The organism is Pseudomonas baetica, assembly GCF_002813455.1.
GTDB classification, from domain to species: domain Bacteria; phylum Pseudomonadota; class Gammaproteobacteria; order Pseudomonadales; family Pseudomonadaceae; genus Aquipseudomonas; species Aquipseudomonas baetica.
Window position 1 is genome coordinate 4,330,914 of sequence record NZ_PHHE01000001.1, and the last position, 15,965, is coordinate 4,346,878.

Here is a 15,965-nt window from a genome sequence, read left to right on the forward strand (position 1 = left end):
TTTCGAAATCTCGGTTTATCCCGATGATCTCCGTTCTTTCAAAAGTATACTGGCGCTATAAACAGGTTTTGTAGCTTATTTTGCTCGCTCGCCTTTCTAGAATAATTCATCCGCTACCTCTGACAGTCGAGCTGCCCATGCCTGCCCTGCGCCGTTTTTCCCTGCCGCTGATCGCCGCGTTTTTTGCGTTGTATGTGATTTGGGGATCGACCTATCTGGTGATCCGCATCGGCGTTGAATACTGGCCACCGCTGATGCTCGGCGGGGTGCGCTTCTTGATTGCCGGTACATTGATGTATGCATTTCTGCGTTGGCGCGGGGCGCCGGCGCCGACGTGGGCGCAGTGGAAAGCGGCGGGGATCATCGGGATTTTGCTGCTGAGCTTTGGTAATGGCGCGGTGAGTGTGGCTGAGCACACGGGTGTGGCCTCTGGCGTGGCGGCGTTGGCGGTGGCGACGGTGCCGCTGTTCACGTTGCTCTTCGGTTATTTCTGGGGCGCGCGAAATACCCGACTCGAATGGGCCGGGGTGGCGCTGGGGATTGTCGGTATTGCCATGCTCAACATGGGTTCCAACCTGCAATCGAGTCCACTGGGCGCGGCGTTGCTGATTTTTGCCGCGGCCACTTGGGCGTTCGGTTCGGTGTGGAGCAGACACCTGCCGTTGCCGCAGGGCGCGATGGCCAGTGCGGTGGAAATGCTGGTCGGCGGTGTGGTCCTGCTGATCGGCAGCGCGGTCAGCGGCGAGCATCTGCAAGCCATGCCGCCAGTAGAGGGCTGGCTGGCGCTGGCGTATCTGATCTTCTTTGGCTCGATCATCGCCTTCAATGCCTACATGTACCTGCTCAAGCATGTGCGTCCGGCGGCGGCCACCAGTTATGCCTACGTCAACCCGGCGGTGGCGGTGTTGCTGGGGATCGTATTTGTCGGCGAGACCATCGGCATTGAAGAAGCGCTGGCGATGCTGGTGATCATCAGCGCCGTGGTGCTGATCGGTCTGCCACAGTGGCGTCGGGCTCCGGCACCCGCCGTCGCGGCCATGCCGACAGAGGAGCGAACAGAATCCCGTGTGAATTAGGGTAAACTGCGCGCCATTGCACACTCGTTTTGCACAACCGCGCTAAATTTTCCTACGGTACTCCCATGACTTTCGCCTCCCTTGGCCTGATCGAACCCTTGCTGCGCTCCCTCGAGACGCTCGGCTACCAGACCCCGACGCCGGTGCAGGCGCAAGCCATCCCGGCCGTTCTGGCCGGTCGCGACCTGATGGCAGCGGCCCAGACGGGCACCGGCAAAACCGCCGGTTTCGCCTTGCCGCTGTTGCAGTTGCTGGCTATGGAAGGGCCGAAAGTCACCGCCAATTCGGCGCGTGCGCTGATTCTGGTGCCGACCCGCGAACTGGCCGAACAGGTTCATGAGTCTGTGCGCCAGTACGCCGAAAACCTGCCGCTGCGCACTTACGCGGTCTACGGCGGCGTGAGCATCAACCCACAAATGATGAAGCTGCGCGGCGGCGTCGATGTGCTGGTCGCAACGCCTGGTCGCCTGATCGACCTGTTCCGCCAGAACGCGCTGAAACTCGATCAGCTGCAAACCCTGGTGCTGGATGAAGCCGATCGTATGCTCGACCTGGGCTTCTCCGAAGAACTGGCGAACATTTACCGCATGCTGCCGAAAAAGCGCCAGACCCTGCTGTTCTCCGCGACCTTCTCCGATGACATCCGCCTGCTGGCCGGGCAGATGCTCAACGATCCGCTGAGTGTCGAAGTCAGCCCGCGCAACGTCGCTGCCAACACCGTCAAGCAGTGGGTGGTAACCGTCGACAAGAAGCGTAAGGCCGAACTGTTCGTGCACCTGATGCGCAAGAACAAGTGGAAGCAGGTGCTGGTGTTTGCCAAGACCCGTAACGGTGTCGATGCGCTGGTGGAAAAACTTCAGGGTCTGGGTGTGAACGCCGACGGTATCCACGGTGACAAACCGCAGGCAACGCGCCAGCGTGCGCTGGATCGTTTCAAACTCAGCGAAGTGCAGATTCTGGTGGCCACCGACGTTGCGGCGCGGGGGCTGGACATCGAAGATCTGCCGCTGGTGGTCAACTTTGATCTGCCGATCGTGGCTGAGGATTACATCCACCGTATCGGCCGTACTGGCCGTGCCGGTGCGACGGGCGAGGCGATCTCGCTGGTGTGTGCCGATGAGGTGAACATGCTCTCGGCCATCGAGATGCTGACGCGTCAGACGCTGAAGCGTCAGAACGAACCGGACTTCGAGCCTGAGCACCGCGTGCCGGATACCGATGCCAGCGGCCAGGTGATCAAGAAGCCAAAGAAACCGAAAAAGCCGAAAACCTCCGGCGGTGGTGGCAAGCGTAATCTCGGTAAGTGGGTCGATAGCGGCGAGACCCAAGCGCCGGAGCCTTCGATCAAGCCTGTGCGTAAAGTGCCGGTGTTTAACACCGGGCCGCGCAAGCGTAAGCCATAACCCTCTGCTGAAGGCGCGCTATCCAGGTAGGAGCTGCGGCACGCTGCGATCTTTTGATCTTGCTTTTAAAGGTCAAAAGATCGCAGCCTCGTTTCACTCGACAGCTCCTACAGGGTTTTGTGCCGAAGCCACTCCAGCATCCCGAACCCCGCCGCCCGTCCGCTGGCAAAACACCCCGTCAGCAAATAGCCGCCCGTCGGCGCCTCCCAATCGAGCATCTCACCTGCGCAGAACACCCCCGGCAACGCCTTGAGCATCAATCGCTCATCCATCGCTTCAAACGTCACGCCGCCAGCACTGCTGATCGCCTCATCCAAAGGACGGGTCTTTACCAATGTCAGCGGCAGCGCCTTGATCGCCCGAGCTAACAGCGCGGGATCGGCAAAGGTTGCAGCGTCAGTCAATTCACGCAACAACGCCGCTTTCACCCCATCAATCCCGACCTGACTGTGCAGATGCTTGGCCATTGAGCGCGAACCGCGTGGCTTGCTTAACGCTGCCTGCACTTTATCCACAGGTCGGCCGGGCAGCAGATCGATGTGAATGGTCGCTGCGCCGTACTGATTGATCGCCTCGCGAATCGGCGCCGACAGCGCATAAATCAGACTGCCTTCAATGCCGGTCGCGGTGATCACGCATTCGCCCAGGCGCGGTACATCGTCGTTCAAGCCGATGGCGATATTTTTCAGCGGCGCTCCGGCGAATTTGCTCACCATCAGATCGCTCCAGGCCTGCACCTCGAAGCCGCAATTGCTTGGCTGCAGCGGTGCCAGTCCTACCCCTTTTTGCTCCAGGGGCAGCATCCACGTGCCATCCGAACCGAGGCGCGCCCAACTGCCGCCGCCGAGGGCGAGCAGGGTGGCGTCGGGTTTCACGGTGATTTCGCCCGTGGGGCTTTCGATGCGCAACGCACCGTGTTCATCCCAGCCGAGCCAGCGATGGCGGGTGTGGATAACGACGCCACTGTCGCGCAGACGCTTGAGCCAGGCGCGCAATAGCGGTGCGGCTTTCATGTCGGTGGGGAACACGCGGCCCGAGCTGCCGATAAAGGTTTCGATGCCCAGATCGTGAATCCAGCGGCACAGCGCATCGGCATCAAAACCGCGCAACAGTGGGGCGATGTGCGGCGCGCGTTCGGCGTAGCGCGAGAGGAATGCCGGGTAGGCTTCAGAATGGGTGATGTTCATGCCGCCGACGCCAGCGAGCAGAAACTTGCGGCCTACCGAGGGCATGCCGTCGTACAGGTCGACTCGTACCCCGGCCTGGCTCAGCACTTCGGCGGCCATCAGGCCGGCGGGGCCACCGCCGATGATGGCGACGTGAGCGGGGGAGGCGGTGGAGTTCTGGGTCATGGCGTGCGCTGCGGTATGGCGGGATAAGGCGCGCATTCTAACAGCGCAGGACAGGGTGGGAGGGAGCTTGCTCGCGAATGCGGTATATCCATTGACATCAATGTTGAATGACACCCCGCATTCGGGAGCAAGCCCCCTCCCACAAGGGATCTGTGGCGATCCATAAAACCTGGTTGAAATTTGATCAGCGTGCTGCAGGCCATGCCCAGCAAGGCCTGTAGTCCCTTTCGCTCAGGTTGTCCACAGGCCGTTCCACAGCGATTGTGGGTAACGCAGCACAGCTCAATGACAACCGTGTGACGTCCAGACGCGCTGCGCGCTGTGATGAAGGATGCCGTGGCGGCGTGCGAGGGCGTGGCGATCCTTGCTGTAACCGCCACCGATGACACCGACCACCGGAATGTCGCGACCCAGGCAATGGCGCATCACGGCTTCATCCCGGGCGGCAACGTCTTCATCGGTCAGTTGCAGATAACCGAGGGCATCGTCCTTGTGTACATCGACCCCGGCGTCGTACAGCACCAGATCCGGCTGATACAGCGGCAGCAGGTAATTGAGTGTGTCGTCCACGACTTTTAAATAGTCGGCATCGCCCATGCCTTTGGGCAGCGGAATGTCCCAGTCACTTTCGGCTTTGCGTGCAGGAAAGTTCTTCTCGCAGTGCAGGGAAACGGTAATCGCCTCCGGCGTGTCGTGGAGAATCCGCGCGGTACCGTCGCCCTGATGCACATCGCAGTCGAAGATCAGCACGCGGTTGACCCGACCGCTTTGCAGCAGGTAATGGCTGATGATCGCCAGGTCATTGAAGATGCAGAACCCGGCCGGGTAGTCGTAGTGGGCGTGATGGGTGCCACCCGCCAGATGACAAGCCAAGCCATGCTCCAGGGCTTTTTCAGCCGCCAGAATCGAACCGCCGACCGCGCGCACCGTGCGCCGCGCCAGCGCTTCATTCCATGGCAAGCCAAGACGCCGCTGGTCTTCGCGAGACAACTCGCCACTCATGTAGCGTTCGATATAGCTACGGTCATGGGCGAGGGCGAGGATGTCGTTGGGGCAGATTTGCGGACGCAGCAGATCGGCGTCGCGCACCAGTCCACTGTCGACCAGGTGATCGCGCAACAGGCGAAACTTGTCCATCGGGAAGCGGTGATCCGCCGGAAACTCGGGGCTGTAGTCTTCGTGGTAGATCAGCGGTAGGGGCATGGGGATTTCAAGTAGCAAACGTAGGAAAGAATGAAGGATCCTACCAGCGATGTAGACTTGCGGCATGGAAACGGAGGGGCACGATGGAGCCGATACTGGAACTCGAAAGCGCACGCCTGCTGATGCGTCAGTGGCAGGACGAGGACTTGCCGGCATTTGCGGCGATGTGTGCCGATCCTCAGGTGATGCGCTACTTTCCGCAGCCGTTGAGCCGGTTGGAAAGCGCTGCGCTGATCGGTCGCGTGCGCGGGCATTTTGCCGAACACGGTTACGGCTTGTGGGCGCTGGAACGCAAGGACAGCGGTGAATTCATCGGTTTCACCGGTCTGGGCGTCGTCGGTTTCGATGCGCCATTTACGCCGGCGGTAGAGATCGGCTGGCGTCTGGCCAAGGAACATTGGGGCCTGGGTTACGCCAGTGAAGCGGCGTGGACCGCTCTACGTTGCGGGTTTGATCGCTTGGCCTTGAAAGAGATCGTGTCTTTCACCGCACAAAGCAATCTTCCTTCGGAGAAAGTCATGCAGGCGATCGGCATGCATCACGATCCCGCCAATGACTTTGATCACCCCAAGCTTGCCGTCGATCACCCGTTAAGAAGACATGTGCTGTACCGCATCACCCGGGAGCAGTGGCTGCAAACCTTGCATGGATAAGCCGACACGGACGTTTACAATGGCCGCCAAATCATTGGCCCGCGCCAGAATCTGAATCGGCCGCCGCAGCCAAGACTGCGCGACATCGCTTTGTGTGAGGAGAGTCTGAATGAGCCAAGTGTTGGAAGATCTGGTCGACCTGCTGACCCTGCAACCGATCGAAGAAAACCTGTTCCGTGGCCGCAGCCAGGATTTGGGTTTCCGTCAGTTGTTCGGGGGGCAGGTACTCGGTCAGTCGTTGTCGGCGGCCAGTCAGACGGTTGAAGAAACACGTCATGTGCATTCGATGCACGGTTATTTTTTGCGTCCTGGCGACGCCAAGTTGCCGGTGGTGTATTCGGTCGATCGCGTGCGCGATGGCGGCAGTTTCAGTACCCGTCGCGTCACGGCGATCCAGAAGGGCCACCCGATCTTCACCTGCAGCGCTTCGTTTCAGTACGACGAAGAAGGCTTCGAGCATCAGACTCCGATGCCGGTGGTGGTCGGCCCGGAAAACCTGCCCTCGGAACTGGAACTGACCCAGCAACGCGCGCACCTGATCCCCGAGCATATGCGTGAAAAATTGCCGTGCCCGAAACCGATCGAAGTGCGCCCGGTCACCGAAAAAGATCCGTACAACCCGCAACCGGCGGATCCGGTCAAGTACGTGTGGTTCCGCGCCGATGGCGCGCTGGCCGACATCCCGGCGCTGCACAAATACCTGCTGGCCTACGCCTCGGACTTCGGTCTGCTGACCACCTCGATGCTGCCCCACGGCAAATCGGTCTGGCAGAAAGACATGCAGGTCGCCAGCCTCGATCACGCGCTGTGGTTCCACAACGATCTGCGCGCCGATGACTGGTTGCTCTACGCGATGGACAGCCCGTGGGCCGGAAATTCCCGTGGGTTCTCCCGTGGCAGCGTGTTCAACCGCGCCGGGCAACTGGTGGCGTCGGTGACGCAGGAAGGCCTGATCCGCCATCGCAAGGATTGGGCATGAGCCTGGCCGAGGTGAAGCACTGGGTGTTCGACATGGACGGCACCCTGACCGTCGCCGTGCATGACTTCGCGGCGATTCGCGTGGCGCTGGCAATCCCGCCGGAGGACGACATCCTCACCCATCTCGCCGCGTTGCCGGCCGAGGAGGCGGCAGCGAAACATGCGTGGTTGCTGGAGCATGAGCGCGATCTGGCACTCGGTTCGACTCCGGCGACCGGTGCGGTGGAACTGGTGCGTGATCTGCATTCGCGCGGTTATCGCCTCGCTATCCTCACCCGTAATGCGCGGGAACTGGCGCATGTGACGCTAGAGGCGATTGGCCTGGCTGACTGCTTCGCGGTGGAAGACGTGCTGGGCCGTGATGAAGCGCCGCCCAAGCCGCATCCGGGTGGGTTGCTCAAGTTGGCAGAAGCCTGGGCGGTACCGGCCAGTGAGATGGTGATGGTCGGCGATTACCGCTTTGATCTCGATTGCGGGCGAGCAGCGGGCGCGCGGACGGTGTTGGTGAACCTGCCGCATAACCCGTGGCCGGAGCTGACGGATTGGCATGCGCAGGATTGTGTCGAGTTGCGGCGGATGATTCTGGCCTGAAATCTTTGGTGCCTGAGCTGACTTCTTCGCGAGCAGGCTCGCTCCCACATTTGGAATACATACCCCTGGGGGAGCGGGCTTGCTCGCGAAGAGGGCATTAAATCCGCCAAACAGCTTACTGATCAAACAACGCCTTTTGCCCCTCCGGCGAGGTCAACATCCCATCGCCGTTGTGCCCGACTCCAAGCACTTCCACCAGCCGCTGATTCACCCCTTCCGGATGCCGGCGCAGCAAATAACCGAAAAACAGTTTGCCGCGCATCAAGCGATAAGCCCCTTGCGCCTGGGCCTCACAGCCCTTGTCCAACGCCGGGTGTTGCGGGTCGATGTCTTGCTGCCCAAGCAGATAAATCACCTCGCGCTTGATGTAACTGCTTTCAAGCTGCAACGGCGTTTGCCCACCGGCGTACACCGGCATGTCTGACAAACCGTACTTCCAGCGATTGAAGCCCATGCACTTGGCGTGATCGAACGCCACGGGCCGCTGCTCGTTGAAATAAGCGTAGGAAGACGGATTGGCGACCACATAACGCAGGCGAATACCGTTGGCTTTCAGCGCCGGCTGATCCTTGGCCAGCAGCGCATAACGCTGCACCACTTGGCCACCGCCGGAGTGGCCGAAAATCACGATCTGCTTCACGTCTGGAAACTGTTTTCGATCGGTGATGCGGGCGACGATTTCGTCCAGCGCTGCGTAGGAACTCAACGGATTCGGGCCTGTGGATAAACCGCCGCCCATCCACTCGTTGCCTTTCCAGCGCAATACCGTGGTGGGCAACGAGTACAGGGCCACATCACTTTCATTGAGGAATTGCGGCGCAATCACCAGTGTGTGGGCGGTTTGTCCGGCCAGTTCGGCCGCGCTTTCGGCGCTTTTTCGATAGGTCTCGGCGTTGCGCAAGCGCCCATGAATGACGATCAGCACACGCTCGATTTTTTCCGGCGCAGGCCCGATGCCCACCGCCATTTCCCCGGCCTTCAATTGCAAGCGCCCGGGACTGATCGCGTCGACGCCGGCCGCTTGCGCGGTGCTGCCAATGATCAGTAAAGCCAAAAGCCATTTATGCATTTACAGGTTTTTCGCCGCGAAGGTGTCGCACTGGCCGACCTGGCCCTGCGCGAATCCGGTTTTGAACCAGCGCACCCTTTGCGCCGACGTACCGTGGGTAAACGAGTCCGGTACTACACGGCCCTGACCCTGTTGTTGCAGGCGATCATCACCGATGGCATTGGCGGCATTCAAGGCTTCTTCAATGTCGCCGGGCTCCAGCCAGTTCAAGCGCTTCTGCGCGCTATAGGCCCAGACACCGGCCAGGCAATCGGCCTGCAATTCCTGACGTACCAGCAAGCCACCGGCCCCTTCCATCTGCTGACCTTGCTGGCGGGCTGTCTGAATTTTCGCCGAGACGCCAAGAAGCGTCTGCACATGGTGTCCGACTTCGTGAGCGATCACGTAGGCCTGGGCGAAGTCGCCGGCAGCCTTGAAGCGTTGCGACATCTCCTGGAAGAACGCCATGTCCAGATAGACCTTCTGATCCGCCGGGCAGTAGAACGGGCCAGTGGCGGAAGTGGCGAGGCCGCAAGCGGAGTTGACCCGATTGCTGAACAGCACCAGGGTCGGGTCCTTATATTGACGGCCGGCCTGCTGGAAAACCGTGCCCCAAGTGTCCTCAGTGTCGCCAAGGATCGAACGGACGAACTCGGCCTGTTCGTCATTGGCCGGTGGGGCCTGACGCGTCTGCGTGGTGGGTGCCGGCTGTTCGGACATTTGTCCGGTGAGTTGACCGAGGATCTGCAGCGGATCCTGTCCGGTGATCCAGCCGATGCCGACGATCAGCAGGATTGCCCCCAGGCTCAACCCCTTGCCGCCACCGAAACGCATGCCGCCGCCACCGCCGCTATCATCACCACGGGCATCGACGACGTTGTCACTGCGTCGGCCTTTTTTCCATAGCATGTGGGAATCCTCTTTCTGATCGTGGTGATGAGTGTTGCTGGTGTGTGGGAACGGCGCCAGTCCGGTCGTCAGACACTCCACTGGAGATGTCAGTTCGCTCGTCAATAGCGTTTAGCGTTGCTCAATCCATGCATCTTACAGTTGTGCTGCTTCAAAGGTGGTGCAGGCATCTCCGTGTAAAGCATTGAAACCGGTGTTGAACCAGTTGATTCGCTGTTGCGAAGTGCCGTGAGTAAACGCCTCCGGCCGAACATCCAGGTGCGCTTTGCGCATCAGGTAATCGTCACCCACTTTTGAGGCAATCTCCAAGGCTTCATCCAGATCATCGGGGTCGAGCCATTGCAGATTGTCTTGCGCATGGCGTGCCCAGTAGCCTGCCAGGCAGTCGGCCTGTAATTCCAGACGCACACCCAGGCCGTCAGCCCCGGTCATGGATTCACCGCTGTTTTCGGCGTCCTCCATTCGCTTGAGCACACCCATTTCATTCTGAACATGGTGCCCAACCTCATGAGCAATCACATAGGCTTGTGCAAAGTCCGCCACCATTGAGTCCTGAACAGTAAATGACTCCAGCGATTTGAGGTCGATGTAGATTTTCTTGTCCAGTTCGCAGTAGAACGGGCCGGCTTCTTTTGATCGATAGGCGCCACAGGCAGACTGGGTCTCGACGTCATACAGAACAAGTTCAGGCGACTGATACTGTTTCCCCACTTGCGCAAATATCTGTGTCCAGACGTCTTCGGTGCTTCCCAGCACGGACTCGACAAAAAACCGATGGGGGTCATCCTCCACAAATTTTCCCATCTCTCCCAAGGTCTGCTCTTGCATCGTATTGACCGTTTCGACGTCACCCGATTTCTCCAGGTCGGCCCAGTAGGCACCCATACCTGCCATTATCGAGACGATCAGACCCGCCGCTAAAGCTATCCCTGTAGGGCTGCGGACATCCTTGTCCTTTCGTTGATCGTTGACGTTTTCGCTGCGTCTTGCCTTGTTCCATAACATGTCGCTTTTCTCATACAGGTTGTTCCGGCGAAATTGCCGGGCCTATGAATAACTGCAGAGATCAATATTGGCAGGACAGATCTGTAAGAACGCGTAAGACAAATCCCGTCGAAGAGACAAAAGTGCCCTTTTTCAGTATTAACTTGTCGAAATGAACCACGCTGGAAGTCAGGACTGCCTGGCCGAAGATTCACGCCACAGTGCGTTACATACGCCGATGGTTCGACGCCAGACGATTTTCTTCATGCAATGCAGTGCGCTGTTCGCCCACTATTTCAATTGTTGTCTGTGAGAGTCCGACACCTGGCTCTAGATTGTTGCGCAGTGTTTACAAGGAGACCTCATGACCGTCAGCACGCCGTTATCCGGAGTCAACCAACCCTTCAAAGGGATCTTGCTGATTGTCCTGGCGACCTTCCTGTTCTCCAGCCATGACGCACTGTCGAAGTATCTGTCGGGGTTCTATCCGATCGTGATGGTGGTGTGGGCACGGTATGTGGTGCACACCTTGTTGATGGCGGGGATTTTTCTACCGCAGTCCGGGCTGCGCGTGCTGCGAACCAAACGTCCTTTGCTGCAATTGATCCGGGCGCTGTGCCTGCTCGGTACGAGCCTGTTTTTCACCACGGCGCTGCTGTACATCCCGCTGGCGGAAGCGACGGCGGTGAACTTCCTGGCTCCGGTGCTGGTGACGGCATTGTCGGTGCCGCTGCTCAAGGAAAAGGTGACCCGTGGCCAATGGATCGCGGTGATCTGTGGGTTTATCGGCGTGCTGATCATCGTTCATCCCGGAGGTGAACTGTTCACCCCGGCGGTGTTGCTGCCGTTCTGCTCGGCGCTGTTTTTCTGCTTCTACCAACTGCTGACCCGCAAGCTCGCGCAAATCGATAGCCCGACCACCAGCAACTTCTTTGCCGGGTTGTGCAACACGTTGGTGATGAGTGCTTTGGTGCCGTTCTTCTGGCAGGTGCCGACGTTGACTCACGCCGGGCTGATGCTGGCGCTGGGCAGTTGCGGGATGACCGCGCATTTGTTTCTGACTCAGGCGTTCCGCCATGCCGCACCGGCGTTGCTGGCGCCGTTCGGTTATTGCCAGATCGTGTTTGCGGGGTTGTTGGGCTGGCTGCTGTTCAATCACACGCCGAGCCTGTTGACCGTGATCGGGATTGCGGTGATCTGTTGCAGCGGGTTGGCGGCGGCGTGGCAGCAGAGCCGCCGCTGAGGAGCGATGCAGAAACGTGTGGGAGGGGGCTTGCTCCCGAAGGCGGTGTATCTGCCGACATTCGTTTTGAATGTCAGTCCGCTTTCGGGAGCAAGCCCCCTCCCACACTAGGTTTGGTGTAGGCGCAGGTTACTCGGTGACGGTCGGAATCTTGCGCGGCGCCATGAAGTACATCCAGGTCAGCGCAATGAAGTACATCGCCGGAATCAGGGTGAACAACACGGTGTAGTTGTTGTTGGTGACGGTGAGGATGTGGCCGACGATCTGGGTCATGAACATCCCGCCGATCGCCGCGCACATGCCGCCGAAACCGAATACCGTGCTCATCATGTGCTTGGGCGTGTAGTCCATCACCAGGCTCCAGATGTTCGCCGTCCATGCCTGATGCGCGCCGATCGCCAGAGAAATCGCCGCCACCGCGACCCACAGATTGGCGGAACCGGCGGCCATGACCACGCCGATGATGCAGCAGGCAAACAGGAACATCGACAGCAGCCGCGCCTTGATCGCGTTCATCCCGCGACCGATCAGGAACGAGGACAGAATGCCGCCCCCGACGCTACCGAAGTCGGCGGTGACGTAGATGATGATCAGCGGGATGCCCATCTGGGTCACGTTGATGCCCAGGTTGTATTGCTGATTGAGAAACGGTGGCAGCCAGTACAGGTAGAACCAGAACACCGGCGCGGTCAGCGAGTAGGCGAGGGCGAAGGCCCAGGTGCCGCGCATACGGAGGATTTTCGAGAACGGCACGCGGGCCTGTTCCGGTTCGACTTCCTGCTGGATGTAGTCCAGCTCGGACTGTTTCACGCTCGGGTGATCTTCCGGGTTGAAGTACTTCAGGCCCCAGAACAACAGCCAGATCCCGCCGAGTGCCGACATGCACAGGAATGCCGCTTGCCAGCCCCAGACGTGGAGAACCAGTGGCAGCAACATCGGCGTGAACATCGCGCCGACGTTGGTGCCTGCGTTGAAGATGCCGGTGGCGACTGCACGTTCGCCGGCCGGGAACCACAGGCGCGTGGTTTTCACGCAGGCCGGGTAGTTCGCCGCTTCCGTCAGGCCGAGGATGAACCGGCAGACCATGAAACCGACGGCCGATGTCGCCAGACCGTGGGCACCGGTGGCCAGGCTCCACAGCAACACGGCGCAGAAGAACACGCGTTTGACGCCGACCCGGTCGATCAACCGTCCTTGCAGGACGAAACCGATCGCGTAGCCGACCTGAAACCAGAAGTTGATGTTGGCGTAATCCATCGCCGTCCAGCTCATTTCCTTGGCGAGGATTGGCTGCATGACGCCGAGGGCGGCGCGGTCGATGTAGTTCAGGGTGGTGGCGAAAAACACCAGCGCCAGCATGCCCCAACGGGTCTTGCCGACGGCCATGGCGCCGCGGATCTTGTCGCCGATGCCACCTGAGGCAGTGCTCATGGCCGGGGCCATGCGGGAAGTCTGTGAAGGAATCATGTGTTCCACCCGTTTTTGGATTTGTTATTTGGTGTGCTTTTTTCTGTGCACGCTGCGACCGGTGGTTCAGATCCGGACTCAATGTGCGGTCGATGTTGGGCAGTGGACGAAAAATCGTCAATTCGCCAAACCGCCATTGTGTTCGATAATCGCACGCAAAACTAACCGGGTAGTACACTTTAAATTGCTGCCACGTTCGATGCAGCCAATAATTTCCCTACTATAAAACCCCATCCCATGTAGGAGCTGCCGCAGGCTGCGATCTTTTGATCTTGATCTGAAAAGCATCATCAAAAGATCGCAGCCTGCGGCAGCTCCTACATTAAAGCGGCGCAGTCCGGGAGTTGAAGCATGCAGCGTTCCATTGCCACCGTTTCCTTGAGCGGCACCCTGCCGGAAAAACTCGAAGCCATTGCCGCCGCCGGGTTCGACGGGGTGGAGATATTCGAAAACGACCTCCTGTACTACGACGGCAGTCCACGGGAAATTAAACAGATGTGCGCCGACCTCGGCATCGCCATCACCCTGTTCCAGCCGTTCCGCGATTTCGAAGGCTGCCGCCGCGATCGCCTGGCACGCAATCTTGAGCGCGCCGAACGCAAGTTCGACCTGATGCAGGAACTCGGCACCGACCTGGTGCTGGTCTGCAGCAACGCCTCGGCCGACAGCGTCGGCGATCAACAAATTCTAGTCGATGACCTGCGCCTGCTGGCCGAACGCGCCGGTGCGCGTGGCTTGCGCATTGGTTACGAAGCACTGGCGTGGGGCCGTCACGTGAACACTTATCAACAGGTCTGGGACATCGTGCGTCAGGCTGATCACCCAAGCCTTGGGGTTTTGCTCGACAGCTTCCATACGCTGTCGTTGAAGGGCGATCCCCGCGCAATCGCCGACATTCCCGGCGACAAGATCTTTTTTGTACAAATGGCTGACGCGCCGATTCTGGCCATGGATGTGCTGGAGTGGAGCCGGCATTTCCGCTGCTTCCCGGGGCAGGGCGAATTCGATCTGCCGGGTTTCCTCGCGCCGATCATCCAGAGCGGTTACACCGGGCCGCTGTCGCTGGAAATCTTCAACGACGGTTTCCGCGCCGCACCGCCACGGGCGAATGCCGCTGACGGTTTGCGTTCGCTGCTGTATCTGGAAGAGAAGACTCGCCAGCGTCTGGAACAGGAAGCGACGCCTGTGGCCGACCGTGAAATCCTTTTTGAAACGCCGAAGGCTAGCGAATATAACGGCATCGAGTTTCTGGAGTTTGCCGTCGATGAAAGCCTCGGCGCCAAGCTGTCGAACTGGCTGGAGCGCCTCGGGTTCGTCAAGGCCGGGCAGCATCGTTCCAAGAGCGTGAGCCTGCTGCGTCAGGGCGACATCAACCTGATCCTCAACTCCGAGCCTTATTCTTTTGCGCACAGCTTCTTCGAAGCCCACGGCCCGTCTTTGTGCGCTACCGCTGTGCGGGTCAAGGACAGCGCCAGTGCTTTGGCCCGCGCCGTGGCTTACAAAGGTCAGCCCTATCGCGGACTGGTCGGCCCTAACGAGTTGGAATTGGCGGCAGTGCGCGCTCCCGACGGCAGCCTGATTTATCTGGTGGATGAACAGGCCGATGTCTACGGTACCGATTTCAATCTGCTGGCGGATGCCCCGTCCCGTGGCGGCCTCAAGCGCATCGACCACATGGCCATGGCGTTGCCGGCCGACAGTCTCGACAGTTGGGTGTTGTTCTATAAGAGCCTGCTGGATTTCGAGGCGGACGACGAAGTTGTGTTGCCCGACCCGTACGGTTTGGTGAAGAGCCGCGCATTGCGCAGTCGCGACAGCTCGATCCGCTTGCCGCTGAACATTTCCGAGAACCGCAACACCGCGATCTCCCATGCGTTGTCGAGTTACCGCGGTTCAGGTGTGCATCACATCGCCTTCGATTGTGACGACATCTTCGCCGAAGTCAGTCGCGCCAAAGAAGCCGGCGTACCGCTGTTGGATATCCCGCTCAACTATTACGACGACCTCGCTGCACGTTTTGATTTCGACGACGAATTTCTCAGTGAACTGGCGTATTACAACGTGCTCTACGATCGTGACGCGCAGGGCGGCGAGTTGTTTCACGTCTACACCGAGCCTTTCGAAGGGCGCTTCTTCTTCGAGATCATTCAGCGTAAAAACGGCTATGCCGGTTACGGCGCAGCGAACGTCGCGGTGCGTTTGGCGGCAATGGCCAAATCACGCAGTGGCGCCGTTCGCCAGGCGAAGTTGTAGGAAATTCGTAAACGCGGGATTAAACACGGCTCGCGCGGCTTCCTTCACTGTGCGGCGCGGCCCATAATCGCCGCCTGTGCAGTGATGGCCGTGAGCCCGCAATGACGATGAATACAGAACTTACCGCAGCTCCTGAAGTGTCCGCTGTAGAGCCGCGCAAGAGTCGCAAGAACAACCCGGAAAAGACCCGCGAGAACATCCTGCAGGAGGCGATCGTCGAGTTCGTCCAGCAAGGATTGTCCGGTGCCCGCGTCGACGCGATCGCCGAACGCATCCACACCTCCAAACGCATGATCTATTACTACTTCGGCAGTAAGGAGCAGTTGTACGTCGAGGTGCTGGAGAAGCTCTACGGCGATATTCGCAATACGGAAAGCCGTTTGCACCTGGCCGAGCTGCCGCCGGTGGAGGCGATTCGGCGGTTGGTCGAATTCACTTTCGATCACCACGACCGCAACGTCGATTTTGTGCGCATCGTCTGCATCGAGAACATCCACAACGCTGAATTCGTGAAGCGTTCGGATGCGATCAAGGCGATGAACAACACCATCCTCGATTCACTCGGCGAGATCCTGCGCCGGGGTGCCGAAGAGGGTGTGTTTCGCAGTGGGCTCGATGCGCTGGACGTGCATCTGCTGATCAGTTCGTTCTGCTTCTATCGCGTGTCGAACCGCCAGACGTTTGGCGAGATTTTCCAGATCGACCTGCCAGACGAAAGCATCAAGCAACGTCATCGCGAGATGATCTGCGAGTCGGTGTTGCGCTACCTGCAAGCCTGATGCATTTCCCTTGTGGGAGCGGGCTT

The 15,965-nt window shown here is 59.5% G+C and carries 14 protein-coding genes; 8 read left to right on the forward strand and 6 right to left on the reverse strand.

The features are described from left to right. Window positions 1-137: 137 nt before the first annotated feature. Window positions 138-1,076, forward strand: coding sequence for a drug/metabolite exporter YedA (gene yedA / locus ATI02_RS19995; protein ID WP_100847137.1), 939 nt, complete (start codon window positions 138-140; stop codon window positions 1,074-1,076). A gap of 65 nt (window positions 1,077-1,141) precedes the next feature. Then, window positions 1,142-2,479, forward strand: coding sequence for an RNA helicase RhlE1 (gene rhlE1, locus ATI02_RS20000; protein ID WP_095190320.1), 1,338 nt, complete (start codon window positions 1,142-1,144; stop codon window positions 2,477-2,479). 107 nt (window positions 2,480-2,586) lie between these two features. Here the strand turns inward: rhlE1 and ATI02_RS20005 are convergent, their stop codons facing one another. Next, window positions 2,587-3,831: a TIGR03862 family flavoprotein gene (locus tag ATI02_RS20005; RefSeq protein WP_100847138.1), complete on the reverse strand. Its 1,245-nt coding sequence runs from the start codon at window positions 3,829-3,831 to the stop codon at window positions 2,587-2,589. Between the two features lie 282 nt (window positions 3,832-4,113). Next, complete coding sequence (locus ATI02_RS20010; protein WP_100847139.1) at window positions 4,114-5,034, reverse strand: histone deacetylase family protein; 921 nt, start codon at window positions 5,032-5,034, stop codon at window positions 4,114-4,116. A gap of 83 nt (window positions 5,035-5,117) precedes the next feature. On the opposite strand from ATI02_RS20010, the gene ATI02_RS20015 reads away from it, so the two are divergent. The 3 genes from ATI02_RS20015 (at window position 5,118) to ATI02_RS20025 (ending at window position 7,256) form a co-directional block, all read left to right on the forward strand. Then, the gene (locus ATI02_RS20015; RefSeq protein WP_100847140.1) at window positions 5,118-5,687 is read left to right on the forward strand and encodes a GNAT family N-acetyltransferase; all 570 of its coding nucleotides are present in this window, start codon (window positions 5,118-5,120) and stop codon (window positions 5,685-5,687) included. Window positions 5,688-5,796: 109 nt separating this feature from the next. Continuing rightward, window positions 5,797-6,666, forward strand: coding sequence for an acyl-CoA thioesterase II (tesB, locus tag ATI02_RS20020; protein ID WP_100847141.1), 870 nt, complete (start codon window positions 5,797-5,799; stop codon window positions 6,664-6,666). After that, window positions 6,663-7,256: an HAD family hydrolase gene (locus ATI02_RS20025; RefSeq protein ID WP_095190325.1), complete on the forward strand. Its 594-nt coding sequence runs from the start codon at window positions 6,663-6,665 to the stop codon at window positions 7,254-7,256. Before tesB ends, ATI02_RS20025 begins: the two co-directional genes overlap by 4 nt. Before the next feature lie 115 nt (window positions 7,257-7,371). On the opposite strand, the gene ATI02_RS20030 is transcribed toward ATI02_RS20025, so the two are convergent. From ATI02_RS20030 to ypfJ (ATI02_RS20040), 3 genes are all read right to left on the reverse strand, one after another. Continuing rightward, on the reverse strand, window positions 7,372-8,325 hold the full coding sequence (locus ATI02_RS20030; RefSeq protein WP_095190326.1) for an alpha/beta hydrolase family protein: 954 nt from the start codon (window positions 8,323-8,325) through the stop codon (window positions 7,372-7,374). Further along, entirely contained in the window at window positions 8,326-9,213 is an 888-nt protein-coding gene (gene ypfJ / locus ATI02_RS20035; protein ID WP_100847142.1) for a KPN_02809 family neutral zinc metallopeptidase, read from the reverse strand. A 135-nt stretch (window positions 9,214-9,348) separates the two neighbouring features. Further along, on the reverse strand, window positions 9,349-10,218 hold the full coding sequence (gene ypfJ, locus ATI02_RS20040; protein ID WP_100847143.1) for a KPN_02809 family neutral zinc metallopeptidase: 870 nt from the start codon (window positions 10,216-10,218) through the stop codon (window positions 9,349-9,351). A 343-nt stretch (window positions 10,219-10,561) separates the two neighbouring features. Here ypfJ (ATI02_RS20040) and ATI02_RS20045 point away from each other — a divergent pair, with 343 nt between their 5' ends. Further along, window positions 10,562-11,440 carry a DMT family transporter gene (locus ATI02_RS20045; protein ID WP_095190329.1) on the forward strand — a complete coding sequence of 293 codons (879 nt, stop codon included), beginning with the start codon at window positions 10,562-10,564 and terminating at the stop codon, window positions 11,438-11,440. Between the two features lie 129 nt (window positions 11,441-11,569). Here the strand turns inward: ATI02_RS20045 and ATI02_RS20050 are convergent, their stop codons facing one another. Next, window positions 11,570-12,907: an MFS transporter gene (locus ATI02_RS20050; protein WP_100847144.1), complete on the reverse strand. Its 1,338-nt coding sequence runs from the start codon at window positions 12,905-12,907 to the stop codon at window positions 11,570-11,572. A gap of 351 nt (window positions 12,908-13,258) precedes the next feature. Here ATI02_RS20050 and quiC point away from each other — a divergent pair, with 351 nt between their 5' ends. Both quiC and ATI02_RS20060 read left to right on the forward strand, forming a co-directional pair. Further along, the gene (gene quiC / locus ATI02_RS20055; protein WP_100847145.1) at window positions 13,259-15,160 is read left to right on the forward strand and encodes a 3-dehydroshikimate dehydratase QuiC; all 1,902 of its coding nucleotides are present in this window, start codon (window positions 13,259-13,261) and stop codon (window positions 15,158-15,160) included. 101 nt (window positions 15,161-15,261) lie between these two features. Next, complete coding sequence (locus ATI02_RS20060; protein ID WP_100847146.1) at window positions 15,262-15,939, forward strand: TetR/AcrR family transcriptional regulator; 678 nt, start codon at window positions 15,262-15,264, stop codon at window positions 15,937-15,939. The last annotated feature ends 26 nt before the right edge of the window (window positions 15,940-15,965 follow it).